18 protein-coding genes and 4 tRNA genes are annotated in these 22393 nt (G+C 35.1%); 21 read left to right on the top strand and 1 reads right to left on the bottom strand.

Annotated elements, in window-relative coordinates; genetic code table 11:
- The first annotated feature begins 214 nt into the window (after nucleotides 1–214).
- The 20 genes from ACFFLS_RS09595 to ACFFLS_RS09500 all read left to right on the top strand — a co-directional run bounded on the left by ACFFLS_RS09595 (nucleotide 215) and on the right by ACFFLS_RS09500 (nucleotide 18887).
- Nucleotides 215–1102 carry a ComEA family DNA-binding protein gene (locus ACFFLS_RS09595; RefSeq protein ID WP_379685270.1) on the top strand — a complete coding sequence of 296 codons (888 nt, stop codon included), beginning with the start codon at nucleotides 215–217 and terminating at the stop codon, nucleotides 1100–1102.
- Between the two features lie 15 nt (nucleotides 1103–1117).
- The gene (locus ACFFLS_RS09590) at nucleotides 1118–2260 is read left to right on the top strand and encodes an acyl-CoA dehydrogenase family protein (RefSeq protein WP_379685272.1); all 1143 of its coding nucleotides are present in this window, start codon (nucleotides 1118–1120) and stop codon (nucleotides 2258–2260) included.
- Nucleotides 2261–2469: 209 nt separating this feature from the next.
- Entirely contained in the window at nucleotides 2470–2664 is a 195-nt protein-coding gene (rpsU, locus tag ACFFLS_RS09585) for a 30S ribosomal protein S21 (RefSeq protein ID WP_115889621.1), read from the top strand.
- A 99-nt stretch (nucleotides 2665–2763) separates the two neighbouring features.
- Complete coding sequence (locus tag ACFFLS_RS09580) at nucleotides 2764–3660, top strand: tyrosine-type recombinase/integrase (RefSeq protein ID WP_379685274.1); 897 nt, start codon at nucleotides 2764–2766, stop codon at nucleotides 3658–3660.
- 30 nt (nucleotides 3661–3690) lie between these two features.
- The gene (gene hpf, locus ACFFLS_RS09575) at nucleotides 3691–3993 is read left to right on the top strand and encodes a ribosome hibernation-promoting factor, HPF/YfiA family (protein WP_379685276.1); all 303 of its coding nucleotides are present in this window, start codon (nucleotides 3691–3693) and stop codon (nucleotides 3991–3993) included.
- Nucleotides 3994–4083: 90 nt separating this feature from the next.
- Nucleotides 4084–4157, top strand: a tRNA-Thr gene (locus ACFFLS_RS09570).
- A gap of 127 nt (nucleotides 4158–4284) precedes the next feature.
- Nucleotides 4285–4365: transfer RNA gene (locus ACFFLS_RS09565), tRNA-Tyr, on the top strand.
- Between the two features lie 85 nt (nucleotides 4366–4450).
- Nucleotides 4451–4522: transfer RNA gene (locus ACFFLS_RS09560), tRNA-Thr, on the top strand.
- 55 nt (nucleotides 4523–4577) lie between these two features.
- A complete protein-coding gene (gene tuf / locus ACFFLS_RS09555) occupies nucleotides 4578–5765 on the top strand; it encodes an elongation factor Tu (RefSeq protein ID WP_089059268.1) in 1188 nt (395 codons plus the stop codon).
- Nucleotides 5766–5826: 61 nt separating this feature from the next.
- Nucleotides 5827–5897: transfer RNA gene (locus ACFFLS_RS09550), tRNA-Trp, on the top strand.
- Nucleotides 5898–5915: 18 nt separating this feature from the next.
- Nucleotides 5916–6113: a preprotein translocase subunit SecE gene (secE, locus tag ACFFLS_RS09545; RefSeq protein ID WP_135221835.1), complete on the top strand. Its 198-nt coding sequence runs from the start codon at nucleotides 5916–5918 to the stop codon at nucleotides 6111–6113.
- Nucleotides 6114–6122: 9 nt separating this feature from the next.
- Nucleotides 6123–6674, top strand: a complete 552-nt coding sequence (gene nusG / locus ACFFLS_RS09540; protein ID WP_135222010.1) for a transcription termination/antitermination protein NusG — start codon at nucleotides 6123–6125, stop codon at nucleotides 6672–6674.
- 66 nt (nucleotides 6675–6740) lie between these two features.
- Nucleotides 6741–7178, top strand: coding sequence for a 50S ribosomal protein L11 (gene rplK / locus ACFFLS_RS09535; protein ID WP_008466923.1), 438 nt, complete (start codon nucleotides 6741–6743; stop codon nucleotides 7176–7178).
- 13 nt (nucleotides 7179–7191) lie between these two features.
- Nucleotides 7192–7881 (top strand): 50S ribosomal protein L1, encoded by a 690-nt coding sequence (rplA, locus tag ACFFLS_RS09530; RefSeq protein ID WP_012024013.1) that lies wholly within the window; start codon nucleotides 7192–7194, stop codon nucleotides 7879–7881.
- Between the two features lie 22 nt (nucleotides 7882–7903).
- Entirely contained in the window at nucleotides 7904–8404 is a 501-nt protein-coding gene (gene rplJ / locus ACFFLS_RS09525) for a 50S ribosomal protein L10 (RefSeq protein ID WP_379685279.1), read from the top strand.
- Between the two features lie 94 nt (nucleotides 8405–8498).
- Nucleotides 8499–8870 (top strand): 50S ribosomal protein L7/L12, encoded by a 372-nt coding sequence (gene rplL / locus ACFFLS_RS09520; RefSeq protein WP_007807437.1) that lies wholly within the window; start codon nucleotides 8499–8501, stop codon nucleotides 8868–8870.
- 267 nt (nucleotides 8871–9137) lie between these two features.
- Nucleotides 9138–12950: a DNA-directed RNA polymerase subunit beta gene (rpoB, locus tag ACFFLS_RS09515; protein ID WP_341689983.1), complete on the top strand. Its 3813-nt coding sequence runs from the start codon at nucleotides 9138–9140 to the stop codon at nucleotides 12948–12950.
- Between the two features lie 262 nt (nucleotides 12951–13212).
- Nucleotides 13213–17520, top strand: coding sequence for a DNA-directed RNA polymerase subunit beta' (gene rpoC, locus ACFFLS_RS09510; protein WP_379685282.1), 4308 nt, complete (start codon nucleotides 13213–13215; stop codon nucleotides 17518–17520).
- 11 nt (nucleotides 17521–17531) lie between these two features.
- Nucleotides 17532–17843 carry a DUF3467 domain-containing protein gene (locus ACFFLS_RS09505; RefSeq protein WP_012024017.1) on the top strand — a complete coding sequence of 104 codons (312 nt, stop codon included), beginning with the start codon at nucleotides 17532–17534 and terminating at the stop codon, nucleotides 17841–17843.
- 315 nt (nucleotides 17844–18158) lie between these two features.
- Nucleotides 18159–18887, top strand: coding sequence for a hypothetical protein (locus ACFFLS_RS09500; protein ID WP_379685284.1), 729 nt, complete (start codon nucleotides 18159–18161; stop codon nucleotides 18885–18887).
- Between the two features lie 94 nt (nucleotides 18888–18981).
- On the opposite strand, the gene ACFFLS_RS09495 is transcribed toward ACFFLS_RS09500, so the two are convergent.
- Nucleotides 18982–20574, bottom strand: coding sequence for a peptide chain release factor 3 (locus ACFFLS_RS09495; protein WP_379685286.1), 1593 nt, complete (start codon nucleotides 20572–20574; stop codon nucleotides 18982–18984).
- A 355-nt stretch (nucleotides 20575–20929) separates the two neighbouring features.
- Here ACFFLS_RS09495 and ACFFLS_RS09490 point away from each other — a divergent pair, with 355 nt between their 5' ends.
- Entirely contained in the window at nucleotides 20930–22360 is a 1431-nt protein-coding gene (locus ACFFLS_RS09490) for a peptidylprolyl isomerase (protein WP_379685288.1), read from the top strand.
- Nucleotides 22361–22393: the final 33 nt, after the last annotated feature.

The following is a 22393-nucleotide window of genomic DNA, read 5'->3' as shown; positions in this document are numbered from 1 at the left end:
AAAAACAATTATCATGTTTTAAGTTATAAAATGTTTATTTTTTTTACAGAAGACGCAGTTAATCTTGTTTGGCAGTTGAATTTCATCAATTTAATTGTGATTTAACAGCAGAATAAATAATTCCGTAAAGTTTATAAAATTTACTATTTTTCTTAATAATTTTGAGGTGTATATTTAAAAGCTTTGACTTTTATTTAATTGCTAAATTGTATTAATGATGAATTTACGTTTTTTAAAGCCTTATTTTGATTACACGAATCAGCAGAAAACAGGCTTGCTGTTTTTGTTTGTGATTATATGTGCACTGCAATTTGCTTATTTCTATGTAGATTTTGATAATCTGCAGGAAAAATTTCCAGAACAGGAAAAATGGCTTGGGCTGCAATCTGAAATAGATAGTTTGAAATCTGAAAAATATAAGACAGAAAACAAAGTGTATTTATTTAATCCCAATTTTATTTCAGATTATAAGGCTTACAAACTAGGAATGTCGGTTGCAGAAATAGATCGTCTGTTGGCATTTAGAAAACAAAATAAATTTGTGAATTCGGCAGAGGAGTTTCAACAGGTTACCAAAATCTCAGATTCTTTATTGCGAGTGATTTCACCTCTGTTTAAATTCCCAGAATGGACACAGCATAAAAATTCAGAGAAGAATAAAGAAACTTATACCTATAATAATAGTGTCAAAAAAGAGAAGATTGTAGTGATGAATCTCAACGAAGCAGGCCAGGATGATTTAATGAAGATTTATGGAATTGGCGAGGCGCTTTCGAAAAGAATTTTAAAACAAAAAGAAATCTTTGGAAGTTTCGTCTCAATGGAACAGCTTAACGATGTTTGGGGACTTTCTCCGGAAGTTATTACGGAATTAAACGCTCGTTTTAAAATTACAACCTCAGATAATATTAAGAAAATAGAAATTAATGAAGCATCGCTTAAAGAAATAAGTCAGTTTCCTTATTTTAATTATGGGTTGGCAAAACAAATTGTGACATATCGCAGCATGAACGGAAATTTTAATAATATTGAAGATTTGGCAAAAATTAAAGGTTTTCCTGTTGAAAAAGCAAAAATAATTAGTTTATATTTGAAGTTCTAAAAAAGAAAGTTTATTATGAATTTTGAATATAATGAAACGCAACTGTTGATTAAGCAGTCAATAAAAGATTTTGCAGAAAAAAATATCAGGCCTAATATAATGGAGTGGGATGAAGCGCAAATTTTTCCAGTTCCTTTGTTTAAGCAACTTGGCGAAATGGGATTTATGGGTGTTTTGGTGCCGGAAGAATATGGAGGTGCAGGTTTGGGGTATCATGAATATATTACGGTTATCGAAGAAATCTCAAAAGTAGATCCTTCAATCGGGCTTTCTATTGCTGCGCACAATTCCTTATGCACCAATCATATTTTGACTTTTGGAAATGAGACTCAAAAAAAGAAATGGCTCCCTAAACTGGCTTCGGGAGAATTTATTGGCGCTTGGGGTCTGACAGAACACAATACAGGTTCTGATGCCGGCGGAATGAATACTACTGCCGTTAAAGATGGAGATTACTGGGTGGTAAATGGAGCGAAAAATTTCATTACGCATGCCGTTTCTGGTGATGTTGCTGTGGTAGTGGTGCGTACGGGAGAAAAGGGAGATTCTAAGGGAATGACCGCTTTTGTTTTTGAAAAAGGAATGAAAGGCTTTTCGTCAGGTAAGAAAGAAAACAAACTCGGAATGCGTGCCAGTGAAACAGCAGAATTAGTTTTTGATAACTGTCGTGTTCCCGACGAGAACCGATTAGGAGAGGTTGGAGAAGGCTTTGTTCAAGCTATGAAAATTTTAGATGGAGGCAGAATATCGATAGGTGCTTTGTCACTAGGGATTTCAAAAGGAGCTTATAAAGCGGCACTTAAATATTCAAAGGAAAGACATCAGTTTGGTCAGGCGATTGGGAATTTTCAGGCCATTTCTTTTAAGTTGGCAGATATGGCGACAGAAATCGAAGCGTCTGAGCTATTACTGCATAAGGCGGCGTTTTTGAAAGAAAAACACAAACCAGTAACGGTTAACGGTGCAATGGCAAAAATGTATGCATCTGAGGTTTGTGTGAAAATAGCAAATGACGCTGTGCAGATTCATGGCGGTTACGGATTTACCAAAGATTACCCAGTAGAGAAATTTTACAGAGATGCCAAGCTATGTACAATAGGAGAAGGAACAACAGAAATTCAAAAACTTGTTATTTCAAGAAATCTGCTGAAAGAATAAAGAATAAAGAATAAAGAATAAAGAATAAAGAATAAAGAATAAAGAATAAAGAATAAAGAATAAAGAATAAAGAATAAAGAAGTTGAGCAATAAAGTCTATTTTCTTTTTTCTGTATTCTATGCTCTTGAAAAAAAAACAGCAAAAAGATAATTGTAATTCATAATTAATTTTTACATTTGCAGCCTTAACGAGAGGAGGTGTCTATATTATGTTAATTATACCAATTAAAGACGGAGAAAATATCGATAGAGCATTAAAGCGCTATAAAAGAAAATTTGATAAAACAGGAACTGTTCGTCAATTAAGAGCACGTACTGCTTTTATTAAGCCTTCTGTTATCAAAAGAGCTCAAATTCAAAAAGCTGCTTACATTCAAGGTTTGAGAGATAGCCTAGAGAGTTAATATACAGCTTAGCTTAAAATAAATTACCGTTAGTGGTCAAAATGAACTAATTTTGATGCTGACGGTTTTTTTGTGTCTTTTTGTTAAATGAATTTAGAGGTGAAAACAAATAAAGAAGCTTTTCGGGATTATCTGGAGCTGGAGAAAAAATATTCTCCTCATACTGTAAGTGCATATCTGAATGATATTTCGTTTTTTGAATCTTTTAATAAAGATCGTTTTGAGCAAGATTGTATTGATAGGGTGAATTATGGTCAGATAAGAAGCTGGATTGTTTCGCTGGTTGATGATGGCGTTTCGAATGTTTCTGTAAACAGGAAAATGGCTTCTTTGAAAGCCTTTTTTAAGTTTCTTTTAAAAACGAAGCAGATTGATGTTAATCCGATGCTAAAGCATAAAGCTTTGAAAACGCCAAAGATTGTTCAGGTTCCTTTTTCTGAAAAAGAATTAGGCGATTTGATGAAGGTGGTAGGTGAGGCGTCTGGTTTTGAAGAGGTGAGGGATAGGCTGATTGTGGATTTGTTTTACAGTACGGGAATGCGGAGGGCTGAGTTGATACATTTGATGATTTATAATGTCGATTTGTCTTCGAATGTCATAAAGGTTTTGGGAAAGCGCAATAAAGAGCGTCTTATTCCGGTTTTGCCTGTTGTGGCAGAAAATGTGAATCTGTATTTGAGCGAAAGGCGGGAGGTGGAAAGTATAGTAGATTCTGATTATTTTTTTATTTCGAAAAAAGGGTTAAAATTGAGTGAATCTTTTGTGTATCGATTAATAAATTCTTACTTTAGTAGGGTCTCGGAAAAGGTGAAAAAGAGTCCGCATGTGCTTAGGCATACCTTTGCGACTCACTTGCTGAATAATGGGGCGGATTTGAATTCAGTTAAAGAATTATTGGGGCATTCTAGTCTTGCTTCGACACAGGTTTATACTCATAATAGTTTGGCAGAATTAAAAAAGGTATATGGTGATGCGCATCCTAGGAATAAACGATGATTCTTAATGTTTAACCCTAAAATAAGTATTATGAAGGTAGATGTTCATGCAGTTAACTTTACTGTTGACAGAAAGTTGGTCGATTTTATCCAAGAAAGAATGGGTAAATTGGAAAAATACTACGATCGCGTAGTCTCGTCTGACGTTTTTTTAAAAGTTGAAAGAACCAGTGATAAAGAGAATAAGGTGGTGGAGATAAAGATTAATGTACCTGGGGATGAGTTTTTGGTTAAAAAGCAGTGCAAAACTTTTGAAGAAGCAGTTGAGCTTTCGGCAGAATCTTTAGAGCGTTTACTTGTAAAAAGGAAAGAAAAAATAAGAGCGCATATTTAATTGAAATTTTTTTCGAAAAATGTTTTGATTAAAAGATAAAATAGCTACATTTGCAGTCCGTTAGAAATAGCGGACTTTTTTAATGTATTCGCCGATGTAGCTCAGCTGGCTAGAGCAGCTGATTTGTAATCAGCAGGTCGTGGGTTCGAGTCCCTCTATCGGCTCAAAAATATTTCAAATGCGATTTGAAATTTGTTCTTTTAAAGTATTGAAAAATAATGTTTTAGGATATTGGGTTTTGTTTTAGAGAAATCTAAAGGTTGAAAACTAAAATTATAAAATTATTAAAAAGGGGAGATACTCAAGCGGCCAACGAGGGCAGACTGTAAATCTGCTGTGTGAACTTCGCAGGTTCGAATCCTGCTCTCCCCACAAAAAAAAGAAGTTAAGATTTTGGATTGTAGATTTCGGATTAAGGTCTGGGTCTAAATTCAAAAGTCTAAAATCAGAACTCTCTGCCGGTGTAGCTCAGGGGTAGAGTGCTTCCTTGGTAAGGAAGAGGTCTCGGGTTCAAATCCCGACATTGGCTCAAGTAAGTAGGAAATTGAAAATTAATATATAACTAAGATTAAAAATTAAGTAAAATGGCAAAGGAGAATTTTAATCGTTCCAAACCGCACTTAAACATAGGTACAATTGGACACGTAGATCACGGAAAAACTACATTAACTGCTGCAATCACTAAAGTATTGTCAGATGCTGGTTACTGTCAAGCAAAATCGTTTGATCAAATCGATAACGCTCCAGAGGAGAAAGAAAGAGGTATTACTATTAATACATCACACGTAGAGTATGAAACAGCTAACCGTCACTACGCTCACGTTGACTGTCCAGGTCACGCGGATTACGTTAAGAACATGGTTACTGGTGCTGCTCAAATGGACGGAGCTATCTTGGTAGTTGCTGCTACAGATGGTCCAATGCCACAAACTCGTGAGCACATCCTTTTAGGTCGTCAGGTTGGTATTCCAAGAATCGTTGTTTTCATGAACAAAGTGGATATGGTTGATGATGCTGAGTTATTAGAGCTTGTTGAAATGGAAATTAGAGATTTATTATCTTTCTACGAATATGATGGAGATAATGGTCCTGTAGTTCAAGGTTCTGCTTTAGGAGGATTGAATAATGATCCTGCTTGGGTGCCAAAAATCATTGAATTAATGGATGCAGTTGATGCTTGGATCGAAGAGCCAGTGCGTGACGTTGCTAAACCATTCTTGATGCCAGTTGAGGATGTATTTACAATTACAGGTCGTGGAACTGTTGCTACAGGTCGTATCGAAACTGGTATTGCTAATACAGGTGATGCTGTTGAAATCATTGGTATGGGAGCTGATAAATTAACTTCTACTATTACAGGAGTTGAGATGTTCCGTAAAATCCTTGATAGAGGAGAAGCTGGAGATAACGTAGGTTTATTGTTAAGAGGTATTGATAAAGAATCTATCAAAAGAGGAATGGTTATCATTAAGCCAGGATCAGTAAAACCACACGCTACTTTCAAAGCTGAGGTTTATATCTTGAAAAAAGAAGAAGGTGGACGTCATACTCCATTCCACAATAACTACCGTCCACAGTTCTACGTACGTACAACTGACGTAACAGGGGTTATTACTTTACCAGAAGGAGTAGAGATGGTAATGCCAGGAGATAACTTGACTATCAATGTTGCTTTATTAAGCCCAATCGCAATGAGCGTTGGTTTACGTTTCGCTATCCGTGAAGGTGGTAGAACAGTAGGAGCAGGTCAGGTGACTGAAATCGTAGGATAATCCTATAAACAATTATAAAAAGCCAGCTGATTTTCATAACTGAAATCACTGGCTTTTAATTACGGGCGTAGTTCAAGGGTAGAATAGCGGTCTCCAAAACCGTTGATGGGGGTTCGAATCCCTCCGCCCGTGCAATAAAAAACAGATCAAATGACAAAAGTTACTAATTATTTATCAGAGGCTTTCGAAGAGTTAAAGTCAAATGTTACTTGGCCTGCATGGGCTGAAGTTCAGAAATTGACAATTGTTGTAGCTGTATTTTCGGTTCTATTTGCTTTGGCAACTTGGGGAGTAGACGAATTTTTTGCAAAAGCTTTAGCTGGATTTTTTAAATGGTTAAAAGGGTAATTTTTTGTGATGGCAGATAATAATGTGAAAAAATGGTACGTAGTTAGAGCAGTTAGTGGTCAAGAGAATAAAGTGAAAGCTTATATCGAGACTGAAATTGCGAGATTAGGTATGGAGGATTATGTTTCTCAGGTTTTGGTTCCTACTGAAAAAGTGGTTACTGTAAAAGATGGGAAAAAATCATCTAAGGATAAAGTTTATTTTCCTGGATATGTTATGATCGAGGCTAACTTAGTTGGTGAGATACCTCATATTATTAAGTCGATTACAAGCGTTATTGGATTTTTAGGAGAAACAAAGGGAGGTGAACCTGTTCCTTTGAGACTTTCTGAGGTTAATCGAATGCTAGGTAAAGTAGATGAGCTTACTGTTAATACGGATACTCGCTCTATACCATTTAGTGTTGGTGAAACTGTAAAAGTAATTGATGGGCCTTTTAACGGATTCAATGGATCTGTTGAGAAAATCAATGAAGAGAAGCGTAAACTTGAGGTTATGGTTAAGATTTTCGGAAGAAAAACGCCATTAGAATTGAGTTTTATGCAAGTAGAAAAAGTATAATTTTTGTTACACTATAATAAACCATCGTAGTCGCTTCCATTGATTGCGGTGTTAAATTTTTTAAAAATGGCTAAAGAAATTAGTAAGGTAGTTAAACTACAAGTTAAGGGAGGTGCTGCGAACCCGTCGCCACCGGTTGGACCTGCTTTAGGAGCTGCTGGGGTTAATATCATGGAGTTTTGCAAGCAATTTAATGCTAGAACTCAGGATAAACCTGGCAAAATTTGTCCAGTGCAAATCACTGTGTACAAAGACAAATCATTCGATTTTGTTGTTAAGACTCCTCCAGCAGCAGTTCAGTTAATGGAAGCTGCAAAGCTAAAATCTGGTTCTGGTGAGCCTAATCGTAAAAAAGTAGCTAGCGTTACTTGGGAACAAATTAGAACTATTGCTGAAGACAAAATGCCAGACTTAAATGCTTTTACAATTGAGAAAGCTATGAGTATGGTTGCTGGAACAGCTAGATCTATGGGTATAACTGTATCAGGAGATGCTCCTTTTTAATTAAGAAAAAGACATGGCAAAATTAACAAAAAAGCAAAAAGAGGCTGCTTCAAAAATTGAAAAGAACAAATTATACTCTCTAAAAGATGCTGCTGCATTATTGAAAGTTGTTGCTTCTGCAAAATTTGATGAGTCTGTTGATATCGCAGTTCGTTTAGGTGTAGACCCTAGAAAAGCGAATCAAATGGTGAGAGGTGTAGTAACTTTACCTCATGGAACAGGAAAAGACGTTAAAGTATTAGCATTGGTTACTCCAGATAAAGAGGCTGAAGCAAGAGAAGCTGGAGCAGATCACGTTGGTCTTGACGATTACTTACAAAAAATTAAAGACGGTTGGACTGATGTTGATGTTATCATCACTATGCCAGCTGTTATGGGTAAATTAGGTCCATTAGGTCGTATTTTAGGACCTAGAGGTTTAATGCCAAACCCTAAAACAGGTACAGTAACTATGGATGTTGCTAAAGCTGTTCAAGAAGTTAAAGCTGGTAAAATTGACTTTAAAGTTGATAAAACTGGTATCGTACATGCAGGAATCGGTAAAGTTTCTTTTGGAGCTGAGCAGATTGTTGACAACGCACACGAAATTATTCAAACATTAATAAAACTTAAACCAACTGCTGCTAAAGGTACATACATCAAAGGTATTCACCTTACAAGCACAATGAGTCCTGCTATTGCATTAGACCCGAAAGCAGTATAATTGGTAGTTAAAAATTTTTAGTATGACTAGAGAAGAAAAATCAATCGCGATTGAAAATTTAACTGCGCAGTTAGCTGGTACAAATATCGTTTACATATCTGATATTTCTGGTTTAAACGCAGAGACAACTTCAAACTTACGTAGAGCTTGTTTTAAAGCAGGTATCAAATTAGAAGTTGTAAAGAACACTTTGCTTGCAAAGGCAATGGAAGCTTCTTCTAATGATTATGGTGATTTACCTACAGTTTTATCTGGTAACAGCGCTATCTTTATTTCTGATGTTGCTAATGCACCTGGAAAAATTATCAAAGATTTCCGTAAGAAATCTGATAAACCAGTTTTAAAAGGAGCTTATATCAATTCTGAAGTATACATTGGAGATAACCAATTAGATGCGTTAGCTACAATTAAATCTAAAGAAGAGCTTATTGGAGAAATCATTGGATTATTACAATCTCCAGCTCAAAGAATTATTTCTGCTTTACAAAACAAATTCGCAGGAAGCGAAGAAGCAGCAGAGTAATTTTGAATGTAAGGATGTATTCTTCCTTACTGCTTAATTAAGCGCACAATAAATAAATTATATTTTTTACAAATCATTTTAAACGATAGAAGAAATGGCAGATTTGAAACAATTCGCAGAACAATTAGTTAACTTAACAGTTAAAGAAGTTAACGAATTAGCAACAATATTAAAAGATGAGTATGGTATCGAGCCTGCTGCTGCAGCTGTAGTAGTTGCTGCTGGTGGTGGAGAAGGTGCTGCTGAAGAAGCACAAACTGAATTTACAGTTGTATTAAAAGAAGCTGGTGCTTCTAAATTAGCAGTTGTGAAATTAGTAAAAGAACTTACAGGTTTAGGTTTGAAAGAAGCTAAAGATGTAGTTGACGGAGCTCCAAGCAACGTTAAAGAAGGTGTTTCTAAAGAAGAGGCTGAAGGTCTTAAAAAATCATTAGAAGAAGCTGGAGCTGTAGTTGAATTAAAATAATTCAACTCGGTTTTAAGAACTAGGTTTAGGTCCTGAGTTAACACTCAAAGGCCTAAACCATTTTTCGTATAATAAAATACATTAAATTTTATTATCAAATTAGTTTAAAATACGAAAAAGTTTTTGATCAATACGAAGAAAAAAAATTGAACCGAAATTTATCTGTTTATTTTTAAAGATGTATTGATTTTAAAAAGAAAGTATAAACTACGCAATGTGTTTTACACAAAAAAAATTACTTTTTTTTAATCAAAATTTTGTCCATTGATGATAACAAATCAGACTGAAAGATTGAATTTTGCCTCTACAAAAAACATTCCTGACTATCCAGATTTCTTGGATGTTCAGGTTAAATCTTTTAAAGATTTCTTCCAATTAGAAACGAAATCTGACGAAAGAGGCAACGAAGGGTTATACAACACCTTCATGGAAAACTTTCCAATTACAGATACAAGAAACAACTTTGTATTGGAATTCCTAGATTATTTTGTTGATCCACCACGTTATACAATTCAAGAATGTATAGAGAGAGGTCTTACTTATAGTGTGCCTTTAAAAGCTAGGTTAAAACTATACTGTACAGATCCAGAACACGAAGATTTTGAAACAATTGTACAAGATGTTTATCTTGGAACAATTCCTTACATGACTCCTAGTGGTACTTTTGTTATTAATGGTGCCGAGCGTGTTGTAGTATCTCAATTACACCGTTCTCCAGGGGTTTTCTTTGGACAGTCATTCCACGCAAATGGAACTAAACTTTATTCTGCGAGAGTAATTCCTTTTAAAGGATCTTGGATAGAATTCTCTACTGATATTAACAGCGTAATGTATGCTTATATTGATAGAAAGAAAAAATTACCTGTAACAACTTTATTCCGTGCTATCGGTTTTGAAAGAGATAAGGATATCCTTGAAATTTTCGACTTAGCTGAAGAAATTAAAGTATCTAAAACAGGTATTAAGAAATATATTGGAAGAAGACTTGCTGCGCGTGTATTGAACACATGGCACGAGGATTTCGTAGATGAGGATACTGGAGAGGTAGTTTCTATCGAGCGTAACGAAATCATCCTTGATCGTGATACTATTATCGACAAAGATAATGTTGAAGAGATCATCGATTCTAACGTAAAATCTATTTTGTTGCACAAAGAGGATAACAATCAAGCAGATTATGCTATTATCCACAACACGTTACAAAAAGATCCAACAAACTCTGAAAAAGAAGCTGTAGAGCACATTTACCGTCAGTTGCGTAACGCTGAACCGCCTGATGAGGAAACTGCTCGTGGTATTATAGATAAATTGTTCTTCTCTGATCAACGTTATAACTTAGGTGAAGTTGGTCGTTACAGAATGAACAAAAAATTAAATTTAGATATCCCTATGGATAAGCAAGTGCTTACCAAAGAAGATATTATTACAATTGTAAAATATTTGATCGAATTGATCAACTCTAAAGCAGAGATTGATGATATTGATCACTTATCAAACCGTCGTGTTAGAACAGTTGGTGAACAATTGTCTCAACAATTCGGTGTTGGTTTAGCACGTATGGCTAGAACTATTCGTGAGAGAATGAACGTTAGAGATAACGAGGTGTTTACACCAATTGATTTGATTAATGCTAAAACATTATCATCAGTTATCAACTCTTTCTTTGGTACTAACCAGTTATCTCAATTTATGGATCAAACGAATCCATTAGCTGAGATTACACACAAAAGAAGACTTTCTGCACTTGGACCAGGTGGACTTTCGAGAGAGAGAGCTGGTTTCGAGGTTCGTGACGTTCACTATACACACTATGGTCGTTTATGTCCGATTGAAACTCCAGAGGGACCAAACATTGGTTTGATTTCATCTCTTGGTGTTTATGCAAAAGTTAACGGAATGGGATTCATAGAAACTCCATACCGTAAAGTAACTAATGGTGTAGTTGATTTAGAAAGTACTCCAGTTTACTTAAGTGCTGAAGAAGAAGAAGGTAAAATGATTGCTCAGGCAAACATTGAAATGGATGCTTCTGGTAAAATTACAGCTAGCAATGTTATTGCTCGTGAGGAAGGTGACTTCCCGGTTGTTGAGCCATCAGTAGTTCATTATACAGACGTTGCTCCTAACCAGATCGCTTCGATTTCTGCATCATTGATTCCTTTCTTGGAGCATGATGATGCGAACCGTGCGTTGATGGGATCGAACATGATGCGTCAGGCGGTTCCTTTGATCCGTCCTGAAGCTCCGATTGTTGGTACAGGTTTAGAGCGTCAGGTAGCTTCAGATTCAAGAGTATTAATCAATGCTGAAGGGCATGGTACTGTTGAATACGTAGATGCAAATATCATTACTATTAAATACGATCGTACAGAAGACGAGAGAATGGTTAGTTTTGATGCTGATGAGAAAACATACAACCTTATTAAATTTAGAAAAACCAATCAAGGTACAAGTATTAACTTGAAACCAATCGTAAGAAAAGGTGATAGGGTTATTCCTGGACAAGTATTATCAGAAGGATATGCTACTCAAAATGGTGAATTAGCTTTAGGTAGAAACTTAAAAGTTGCGTTCATGCCATGGAAAGGGTACAACTTCGAGGATGCGATTGTAATTTCTGAGAAAGTAGTTCGTGATGATATTTTTACTTCTATCCACGTTGATGATTATTCATTAGAGGTTAGAGATACTAAGTTAGGTAACGAAGAGTTAACAAACGATATTCCTAACGTTTCTGAAGAAGCTACTAAAGATTTAGATGAAAACGGTATGATTAGAATTGGAGCAGAGGTTAAACCTGGCGACATTCTAATCGGAAAAATTACACCAAAAGGAGAATCAGATCCTACTCCAGAGGAGAAATTGCTTCGTGCAATCTTCGGAGATAAAGCAGGTGATGTAAAAGATGCTTCATTAAAAGCTTCTCCATCTTTACATGGTGTAGTTCTTGACAAAAAATTATTTGCAAGAGCCGTAAAAGATAAACGTAAACGTACTCAGGATAAAGATGCTTTAGGCGCTTTAGAAATGGAATTCGAAACTAAATTTGTTGAATTAAAAGACAGATTGGTTGAGAAATTATTCTTAATCGTTAACGGAAAAACATCTCAAGGTGTAATGAATGATTTGGGTGAAGAAGTTTTACCAAAAGGTAAAAAATATACTCAAAAAATGCTTTACGCAGTAGAAGATTTTGCTCACTTAAGTAAAGGTCAATGGGTTGCTGATGATGCTACAAATAAGATGGTTAATGATTTAATTCATAACTATAAAATTAAGCTGAACGACTTACAAGGAGCTTTAAGAAGAGAGAAATTTACTATTACAGTTGGAGATGAATTACCATCTGGAATCTTGAAATTGGCTAAAATCTATATCGCTAAAAAACGTAAGTTAAAAGTGGGTGATAAAATGGCGGGACGTCACGGTAACAAAGGTATTGTTGCTAGAATCGTTCGTCATGAAGATATGCCTTTCTTAGAAGATGGAACACCGGTAGATATCGTATTGAATCCACTTGGGGTACCTTCACGTATGAACATTGGTCAGATTTATGAGACTGTTCTTGGATGGGCTGGTATGAACTTGGGTAGAAAATTTGCTACTCCAATTTTCGACGGTGCTTCTCTAGACGAAATCAATGCTTTGACTGATGAAGCTAACGTACCACGTTTCGGACATACTTATCTTTATGATGGTGGAACTGGAGAACGTTTTGCACAAAAAGCAACTGTGGGTGTAATTTACATGCTTAAATTAGGACACATGGTTGATGATAAGATGCACGCACGTTCTATCGGACCATACTCATTGATTACGCAACAACCACTTGGAGGTAAGGCTCAATTTGGAGGTCAGCGTTTTGGAGAGATGGAGGTTTGGGCACTTGAGGCTTATGGAGCTTCTAGTACACTACGTGAAATCTTAACTGTTAAGTCTGATGACGTTATTGGTAGAGCTAAAACTTACGAAGCTATCGTTAAGGGTGAAACTATGCCAGAACCAGGTTTACCAGAATCATTCAATGTATTAATGCACGAATTGAAAGGTCTAGGATTAGATCTTCGTTTGGAAGAATAATAAAAGTTTTGGAATCAGTCCCGATTAAAATCGGGACTGATTACTCATTTATAATAAGTTTTTAAAGATTTATACCCGTAACCCGTTCCGATTTTTTATAACAATGCGAGGCATTTTATAACTAGCACTTCAAAATTCAGTTTTGAGGTTTAGAGAAGTAACCCGAGGTAGTAGCTGAATGATTAACTCTTTATTTTTTAAAGAGTAGATTATAAATCTAAATTCAATTTTTTAATTGCAAAATAAATCAATAGTAAAAACTATGATGAATAACAGAAACAATAAAGATAAAAATCCAGTAAAAAGATTTAACAAAATTTCTATTGGATTGGCTTCACCAGAATCTATCTTGAAAGAATCAAGAGGAGAGGTTTTAAAGCCAGAAACTATTAACTATAGAACGCACAAACCAGAGCGTGACGGACTTTTCTGCGAAAGAATCTTCGGACCAGTAAAAGATTTCGAATGTGCTTGTGGTAAGTATAAAAGAATTCGTTACAAAGGTATCATCTGTGACCGTTGTGGTGTTGAAGTTACTGAGAAAAAAGTACGTCGTGATAGAGTAGGACACATCAACCTTGTTGTGCCAATCGCTCATATCTGGTACTTCCGTTCTCTTCCAAACAAAATTGGTTATATCCTTGGTCTTCCATCTAAGAAATTAGATATGATTATTTACTACGAAAGATACGTAGTAATCCAAGCTGGTATTGCTAAAAATGCTGATGGAGAATCTTTACAAAGACTTGATTTCTTAACTGAAGAAGAATACCTAAATATTTTAGATACTCTTCCGCAAGAAAATCAATATTTAGATGATTTAGATCCTAATAAATTTGTTGCCAAAATGGGAGCAGAGTGTATTATGGATTTATTAGCACGTATCGACTTAGATGAGTTGTCTTACCAATTAAGACATAGCGCTAACAACGAAACTTCTAAACAAAGAAAAACTGAAGCTTTAAAAAGATTACAAGTTGTTGAATCTTTCCGTGAGTCTAATGAAAACCGCGAAAACCGTCCAGAATGGATGATCATGAAAGTGGTTCCAGTTATTCCACCAGAATTACGTCCGCTTGTGCCGCTTGATGGAGGTCGTTTTGCAACTTCAGATTTGAACGACTTATACCGTCGTGTAATCATCCGTAACAACCGTTTGAAAAGATTAATGGAGATTAAAGCTCCTGAAGTTATCTTAAGAAACGAAAAACGTATGTTACAAGAATCTGTAGATTCATTATTTGATAACACTCGTAAAGCTTCTGCTGTTAAAACAGAATCTAACAGACCGTTAAAATCATTATCTGACTCATTAAAAGGTAAGCAAGGACGTTTCCGTCAAAACTTGCTTGGAAAACGTGTGGATTATTCTGCTCGTTCGGTAATTGTCGTTGGTCCAGAGTTAAAATTATATGAGTGCGGATTGCCAAAAGATATGGCTTCTGAATTATACAAACCTTTCGTTATCCGTAAATTGATTGAAAGAGGGATTGTAAAAACAGTAAAATCTGCTAAGAAAATCATTGACAAAAAAGAGCCGGTAGTTTGGGATATCTTAGAAAACGTAATTAAAGGACACCCAGTATTACTGAACCGTGCTCCTACTTTGCACAGACTTGGTATTCAGGCTTTCCAGCCAAAATTAATTGAAGGAAAAGCGATCCAGTTACACCCATTAGTATGTACGGCTTTCAACGCCGATTTCGATGGTGACCAGATGGCGGTTCACTTACCATTAGGACCAGAGGCTATTTTAGAGGCACAATTATTAATGTTGGCTTCTCACAATATCTTGAACCCTGCAAATGGTGCTCCAATTACTGTACCTTCTCAGGACATGGTCTTGGGTCTATATTATATGACCAAAGAACGTATTTCTACAGAAGATCACATTATTTTAGGTCAGGATTTGACTTTCTATTCTGCTGAAGAAGTAAACATTGCATTAAACGAAGGAAGATTAGAATTAAATGCTCGTGTAAAAATTAGAGCAAAAGATTTTAATGACGCTGGAGAATTAGTGTACAAAATCATTCAAACAACTGCAGGACGTGTATTATTTAACGAAGTAGTACCTGAAGCAGCTGGATATATCAATGACGTATTGACTAAGAAAAACCTTAGAGATATTATTGGACACATTTTAAGTGTGACTGATGTACCTACAACGGCAGCTTTCTTGGATAATATGAAAGATATGGGGTATAAATTCGCATTTAGAGGAGGTTTATCATTCTCTTTAGGTGATATTAGAATTCCAGAACAAAAAACGAAGTTAATTGCAGATGCTAGAGAGCAAGTTGAAGGTATCTCAACTAACTATAACATGGGTCTTATCACAAATAACGAGCGTTACAACCAAGTTATTGACGTATGGACTTCAGCAAATGCTCAGTTAACAGAATTAGCAATGAAAAATATTAGAGAAGACCAACAAGGTTTCAACTCTGTATATATGATGCTTGACTCTGGGGCGAGGGGTTCTAAGGAACAGATTCGTCAGTTAACTGGTATGCGTGGTTTGATGGCTAAGCCTAAAAAATCTACTGCTGGTGGTGGTGAGATTATTGAAAACCCGATTCTTTCTAACTTTAAGGAAGGTCTTTCGATTCTTGAGTACTTCATTTCTACTCACGGTGCTCGTAAAGGTCTTGCGGATACGGCTCTTAAAACGGCCGATGCTGGTTACTTGACAAGAAGACTTCATGACGTTTCTCAAGATGTTATTGTTAACATCGAAGATTGTGGAACTTTAAGAGGTGTTGAGGTATCTGCATTGAAGAAAAATGAGGAAATCGTTGAATCTTTAGGAGAGAGAATTTTAGGACGTGTTGCATTGCAAGACGTTATTAATCCTCTTACTAATGAAGTAATGGTTCAATCTGGTCAACAAATTACGGAAGCAATTATGAGAACTATCGAAGCTTCTCCAATTGAAAAAGTAGAAGTTAGATCTCCATTAACTTGTGAAGCTTTAAAAGGTATTTGTGCGAAATGTTACGGTAGAAACTTAGCTACTGGAAAAATGACACAAAGAGGTGAAGCTGTCGGAGTTATTGCAGCTCAGTCTATTGGAGAGCCAGGTACACAGTTAACACTTCGTACGTTCCACGTTGGAGGGGTTGCTGGAGGTATCTCTGAAGAGTCTAGTATTGTTACAAGATTCGCAGGTAGACTTGAAATTGAAGATTTAAAAACAGTTAAAGGAGAAGACGGAGAAGGAAACTCTGTTGATATCGTAGTTTCACGTTCAACTGAGTTGAAATTAGTTGACGAGAAAACTGGAATTGTTTTAAATACACATAACATTCCTTACGGTTCTAGTATCTTTGTTGGAGATGGAGAAACTGTAGCTAAAGGAACTGTAATCTGTAAATGGGATCCATATAACGGTGTAATTGTTTCTGAGTTTACTGGTAAGATTGCTTACGAAGATTTAGAGCAAGGACAATCGTTCATGGTGGAGATTGATGAGCAGACTGGTTTCCAAGAAAAAGTAATTTCTGAAGCTAGAAACAAAAAATTAATCCCAACTTTATTAGTTTATGGTAAAGAAGGAGAATTGATTCGTTCTTACAACTTACCAGTAGGTGCACACCTTATGGTTGAAAATGGCGAGAAAATTAAAGCAGGTAAAGTATTAGTAAAAATCCCACGTCGTTCTTCTAAAGCGGGCGATATCACTGGAGGTTTACCAAGAATTACTGAGCTTCTTGAGGCTCGTAACCCTTCAAACCCAGCAGTTGTATCTGAAATTGATGGAGTTGTATCTTTCGGTAAAATCAAAAGAGGTAACCGTGAGATTGTTATTGAATCTAAATTTGGTGAGATTAAAAAGTATTTAGTTAAACTTTCTAGCCAAATCTTAGTACAAGAAAATGACTTCGTAAGAGCGGGAGTTCCATTGTCTGATGGTGCAATTACACCAGATGATATCTTAAGAATTCAAGGGCCTGCTGCTGTTCAACAGTACTTGGTAAATGAAATTCAAGAGGTTTACCGTTTACAAGGGGTAAAAATTAATGACAAGCACTTTGAGGTTGTAATTCGTCAAATGATGCGTAAAGTAAGAGTAGAGGATCCAGGAGATACTTTATTCTTAGAAGATCAATTAATTCATACTAAAGATTTCATCGTTCAAAATGATAAATTATACGGAATGAAAGTGGTTGAAGATGCTGGAGATTCTTCAGTATTGAAACCAGGTCAGATTATTACGCCTCGTGAATTACGTGATGAGAATTCATTATTGAAACGTACAGATAAAAATCTTGTTGTAGCAAGAGATGTAATCACTGCAACTGCAACGCCAGTTCTTCAAGGTATTACAAGAGCTTCGTTACAAACTAAATCATTCATTTCTGCGGCTTCATTCCAGGAGACAACGAAAGTACTTAACGAAGCTGCTGTAGCTGGTAAAGTAGATGACTTAGAAGGATTAAAAGAAAATGTAATTGTTGGACACAGAATTCCTGCGGGAACTGGTATGAGAGAATACGATAACACTATCGTAGGGTCTAAAGACGATTACAACGAAATGATGGCTAATAAAGAAGAATACATTTATTAATTTAGGAAACTATGAGTAATCCGAAACAACAACAAGAGCAAATTAATATTGAGCTAGACGAAACTATTGCAGAAGGAATTTATTCTAATCTTGCAATTATTAATCACTCATCATCAGAGTTTGTTTTAGATTTTGTGAGCATTATGCCAGGTATTCCTAAAGCCAAGGTAAAGTCAAGAATTGTCTTGACACCACAACATGCTAAAAGATTGTTAAGAGCAATAGGTGAAAACATCCATCGATTTGAAGCCGCCCACGGCGAAATCAAAGAGACAGAACAAGCGCCAATTCCGCTTAATTTTGGTCCTGCGGGACAAGCATAAATTTTAAAGCCCCATTTTCGAATGGGGCTTTTTTTTCTTTCACTAAAAATGCATTTTAACGGATTAATCTTACTTTAATCGAGTAAATTTAGTCTGTTCTTTAAAATCAGTTAATTTAGGAAACAAAAAAACGAGTTTGTTTTTTGTTGGATAAAATAATAGAAATAGTAAGGTTGAATTAATTCAAATATTAGAAAGTGCCGATTTGTCTTCGGCACTTTTTTTATGCCTAAAAAATAAATATTTTTTCTTCCCAACCTTTCGTGTAAAAATGTTCTCTATACTAAATATACGACTCAATTAAAAAGAGAAATTATGAAAACGAAATTCACTTTAGAAATAGCAGATCCTTGTTCTGAAAGTTTTGACAAAATGATTCCCAATGCAAATGGTTCATTTTGTAACTCTTGTATGAAAAACGTAATTGATTTAAGTAAAAAGACCAATTCAGAAGTGGCTAAATTCATTGCGGAAAATAAAGATAAATCTATTTGTGCGAGATTGAGAACCACACAATTAGAGGAGCAGTTTGAATATAATGAAACTTCTAAAATCAATTCTTTAAAATATGCAGCAGTTGCAGCATCAGTTTTGCTTGCATCAAATCTTTCTGCACAAGAAAAAGAGCCGATAAAAACAGAAATAAATTGTACAAAACCCAATGCTTATGAAATAGGCAAAGTTGCGTACAATCATAGTACAAAAGAGGAAGTTTCGATAATCATTCAAGGAAAATTACTGGAGGCAAAAACAAAGAAACCTTTTGATAGAAAAGGATATCCTAATTTAATGATTGCTGTTGATGGTTCGCAAGCTGTAGAAGTAAATTCCAAGACCGGGGATTTTTCAATAAAGACTAAAATCTCAAAAAGCAGTAAAACCTTCATGATCACCATCACCGGAAATGATTATTATCTTTCAAAAGAAATATCTTTTTCTGCAAATGCGGTAAGAAATAAAGTTTTATCTCAAAATATAATTATAGAAAAAGAAGAATTTACTAAAGTCTATATTGCTGGCGGATTAGGAATTAATTATCGATAATTATAAAGAAATTTACATTTTGGGGAATGTAAAGAAAAAAGGCTGTCTATACTATTTTAGACAGCCTTTTATATGTTTTTCAATAAAGAAAGTATTAATCAAACTCAGATGTAAAGAATAATTTTACACTTGGATATTTACTTTGTGTCATTTGAATTGTAAAATCAGAATCAGCTAAAAATACCAATTGTCCGTATTTATCATGCGCCAAGAATTTTTGCTTGATACGCTTGAATTCTTTAAATTCTTCATTTTTAGCATCATCAGGTTTTACCCAGCACGCTTTATGTACAGGAAAGTTTTCATACGTACATTTTGCACCGTATTCGTGTTCCAAACGATATTGAATAACCTCGTATTGAAGTGCTCCAACCGTTCCAATTATTTTACGGTTGTTCATTTCCAACGTAAATAATTGAGCAACTCCTTCGTCCATCAACTGATCAACTCCTTTTTCTAATTGCTTAGCTTTCATTGGATCAGCGTTGTTAATGTATCTAAAATGCTCAGGAGAGAAACTTGGAATACCTTTAAAGCTCATGATTTCGCCTTCTGTTAAAGTATCTCCAATTTTAAAATTCCCAGTGTCATGTAAACCAACAATATCGCCTGGATAAGAAATGTCAACAATCTCTTTTTTTTCTGCAAAAAAAGCATTTGGACTAGAGAATTTTAAATTTTTCTTCTGACGAACATGATAATAAGGTTTGTTTCTTTCAAAAGTTCCAGAAACGATTTTGATAAATGCTAAACGGTCACGGTGTTTAGGATCCATGTTTGCGTGGATTTTGAAAACAAATCCAGACATTTTTTCTTCTGTAGGCTCAACGTTACGGGTTTCAGAATCTTTTGCTCTTGGAGACGGAGCAATTGTAATGAAACAATCTAATAATTCACGAACTCCAAAATTATTTAAAGCAGAACCAAAGAAAACTGGCTGAATTTTTCCATCCAAATAATCCTGACGTTCAAATTTAGGATACACTTCATCAATCAATTCTAATTCTTCGCGAAGTTTATTTGCTGCTTTTTCGCCGACAATCTTGTCTAATTCAGGATTGTTCTGCACATCAGAAAAAGCAATGGTTTCCTCAATGTTTTTACGGCTGTCTCCGCTGAAAAGGTTAATGTTTTCTTCCCATAAATTGTAAATTCCCTGAAAATCATAACCCATTCCGATTGGGAAACTAAGAGGCGTCACTTTTAAACCAAGTTTTTGCTCAACTTCATCCATCAAATCAAAGGCATCTTTACCTTCACGGTCTAATTTGTTGATGAAAACAATCATCGGAATGTTACGCATTCTACAAACCGCAACCAATTTTTCTGTTTGTTCCTCAACCCCTTTTGCGACGTCAATCACGACGATTACACTGTCAACAGCAGTTAAAGTTCTAAAAGTATCTTCAGCAAAATCCTTGTGTCCTGGAGTATCAAGGATATTGATTTTTTTATCTTTATAATTAAAAGCAAGTACAGAAGTCGAAACCGAAATACCTCTTTGGCGTTCGATTTCCATGAAATCACTCGTTGCTCCTTTTTTAATTTTGTTGTTTTTTACGGCTCCAGCTTCCTGTATAGCCCCTCCAAAAAGTAACAGTTTTTCAGTTAAAGTAGTTTTACCGGCATCGGGATGCGATATGATTCCGAATGTTCTTCTGCGTTGTATTTCTTTTAAAAAACTCATATTTCGTATAAATAGGTTGCAAAAGTACTATTAATTACGGCGGAATAAAAATATTTCTTGTTTTGGTTTTCTTTCCTTTAGCCTACAGAACTCATACAAAAGTTGCTTTTTTGAGAAGATTTTTTTTAAAATGCAGAGAACTGTTGCCGAATTTAATCAGCTCTCCCATAATTTTTTGTTAATACTATAGCTGATAGTTGTATTATGTAATTGAATTGTTATTTTTGTTCGTTATAAGTTAGAAAAGAACTAGACTTTAATTATTTATGTTTTTAGATTTATCTGAAAAATAAAATTGAAGTAATTTTGACAAAAGTTTAAAGCAGGTCTTTACATTCAAATTAAATTTAAAATAATGTTATTAAAAAAATTACAGCTAAAAACAATCGGATACAAATTGATGTTTGTATGTTGTTTTTCATTTTTTTTCACTTCAATTGTTTCTGCACAGGAAATAATTCCTGATGCGGTTGCCTTAAAGCCGGCTGAAGCGCCTACAGGAGGAAAGCTTAAAATTGATGGTATTATTGCAACAGTTGGAGAGTATATTGTTTTGGATTCTGATATTGATAAAGGATTTTTAGAAATCACCAGTCAAGGAGGTTCTGTAAAAGATATTACAAGATGCCAGATGCTTGGAAAACTACTAGAAGATAAACTTTACGCTCACCAAGCAATTCAGGATAGTATTATTGTAAGTGACGCCGAAGTAAGAAGCATGATGGAAGAAAGGCTGAACTACATGGTGCAGCAGGTCGGTGACATAAATAAGGTAGTACAGTATTATAGAAAAAATTCGGTAGAAGAGTTTAAAACTTATTTTGCAGATATTTTGAAAGAGCAGAAACTTGCCTCAGAAATGAGAGATAAGATTGTTAAAGATGTCGAAATCACTCCTGAAGAAGTTCGTAATTTCTTTAAGAAAATCCCAAAAGACGAATTGCCGACTTTTGGTGCTGAAATGGAAGTGGCGCAAATTGTTGTAGAGCCAAAAGTTTCTAAAGAAGACAAACAAAAAGTAATTGACAGATTGAACGCAATGAGAGATGATGTTCTTGCTGGATCTAGCTTTGCGACTAAGGCCGTTTTGTATTCTCAGGATAAAGCATCTTTGCCTAATGGAGGTTTTTATAAAATAACCCGTAAAACTCCATTTTTAAAAGAATTTAAAGATGTTGCTTTTAGCTTGCAAGAAGGTGAAATTTCTGCTCCGTTTGAAACTATTTATGGTTTTCATATTATTATGGTTGAAAAAATAAAAGGACAAGAGATTGAATTACGACATATTTTGATATCGCCTACTGTTTCTGAAGATGCCTTGAAAGAAGCAAAAGAAAGAATTACAAATATCAGAACTAAGATTGTAAATAAAGAAGTTTCTTTTGCCGATGCAGCAAGGTCAGATTCTGATGAAAAAGAAACAAGAGCAAATGGTGGAACGCTGGTAAACCCAAATACACAAGATACTCGTTTTGAATTGACAAAAATGGACCCGACTTTGTATAGTCAAGTTTCAAATTTAAAAGATACTGAAGTTTCACAGCCGCTTTTAAATACAGATGAAAAAGAAAAAAAGACCTATAAAATTATCACGGTTACGAACAGAATTGATGAGCACGTAGCAGATTACGCTAAAGATTATACAAAAATTAAGGAATTAGCATTAAAAGAAAAACAAATCAACGCAATTGCAAAATGGTTTGATAATAAAATAAAAGATACTCACATCAAAATTATTGGAGAATACAGAGACTGTAGTTTTGCTAATAACTGGTTGAAAAAATAATTTTTATTAAATAAAGAAAAAGAGTTAGTTTTA

Source organism: Flavobacterium procerum, assembly GCF_042431625.1.
Taxonomy (GTDB): domain Bacteria; phylum Bacteroidota; class Bacteroidia; order Flavobacteriales; family Flavobacteriaceae; genus Flavobacterium; species Flavobacterium procerum.
Note: the sequence above shows the minus strand (reverse complement) of the source record. Positions and strands in the feature narration are given on the sequence as shown.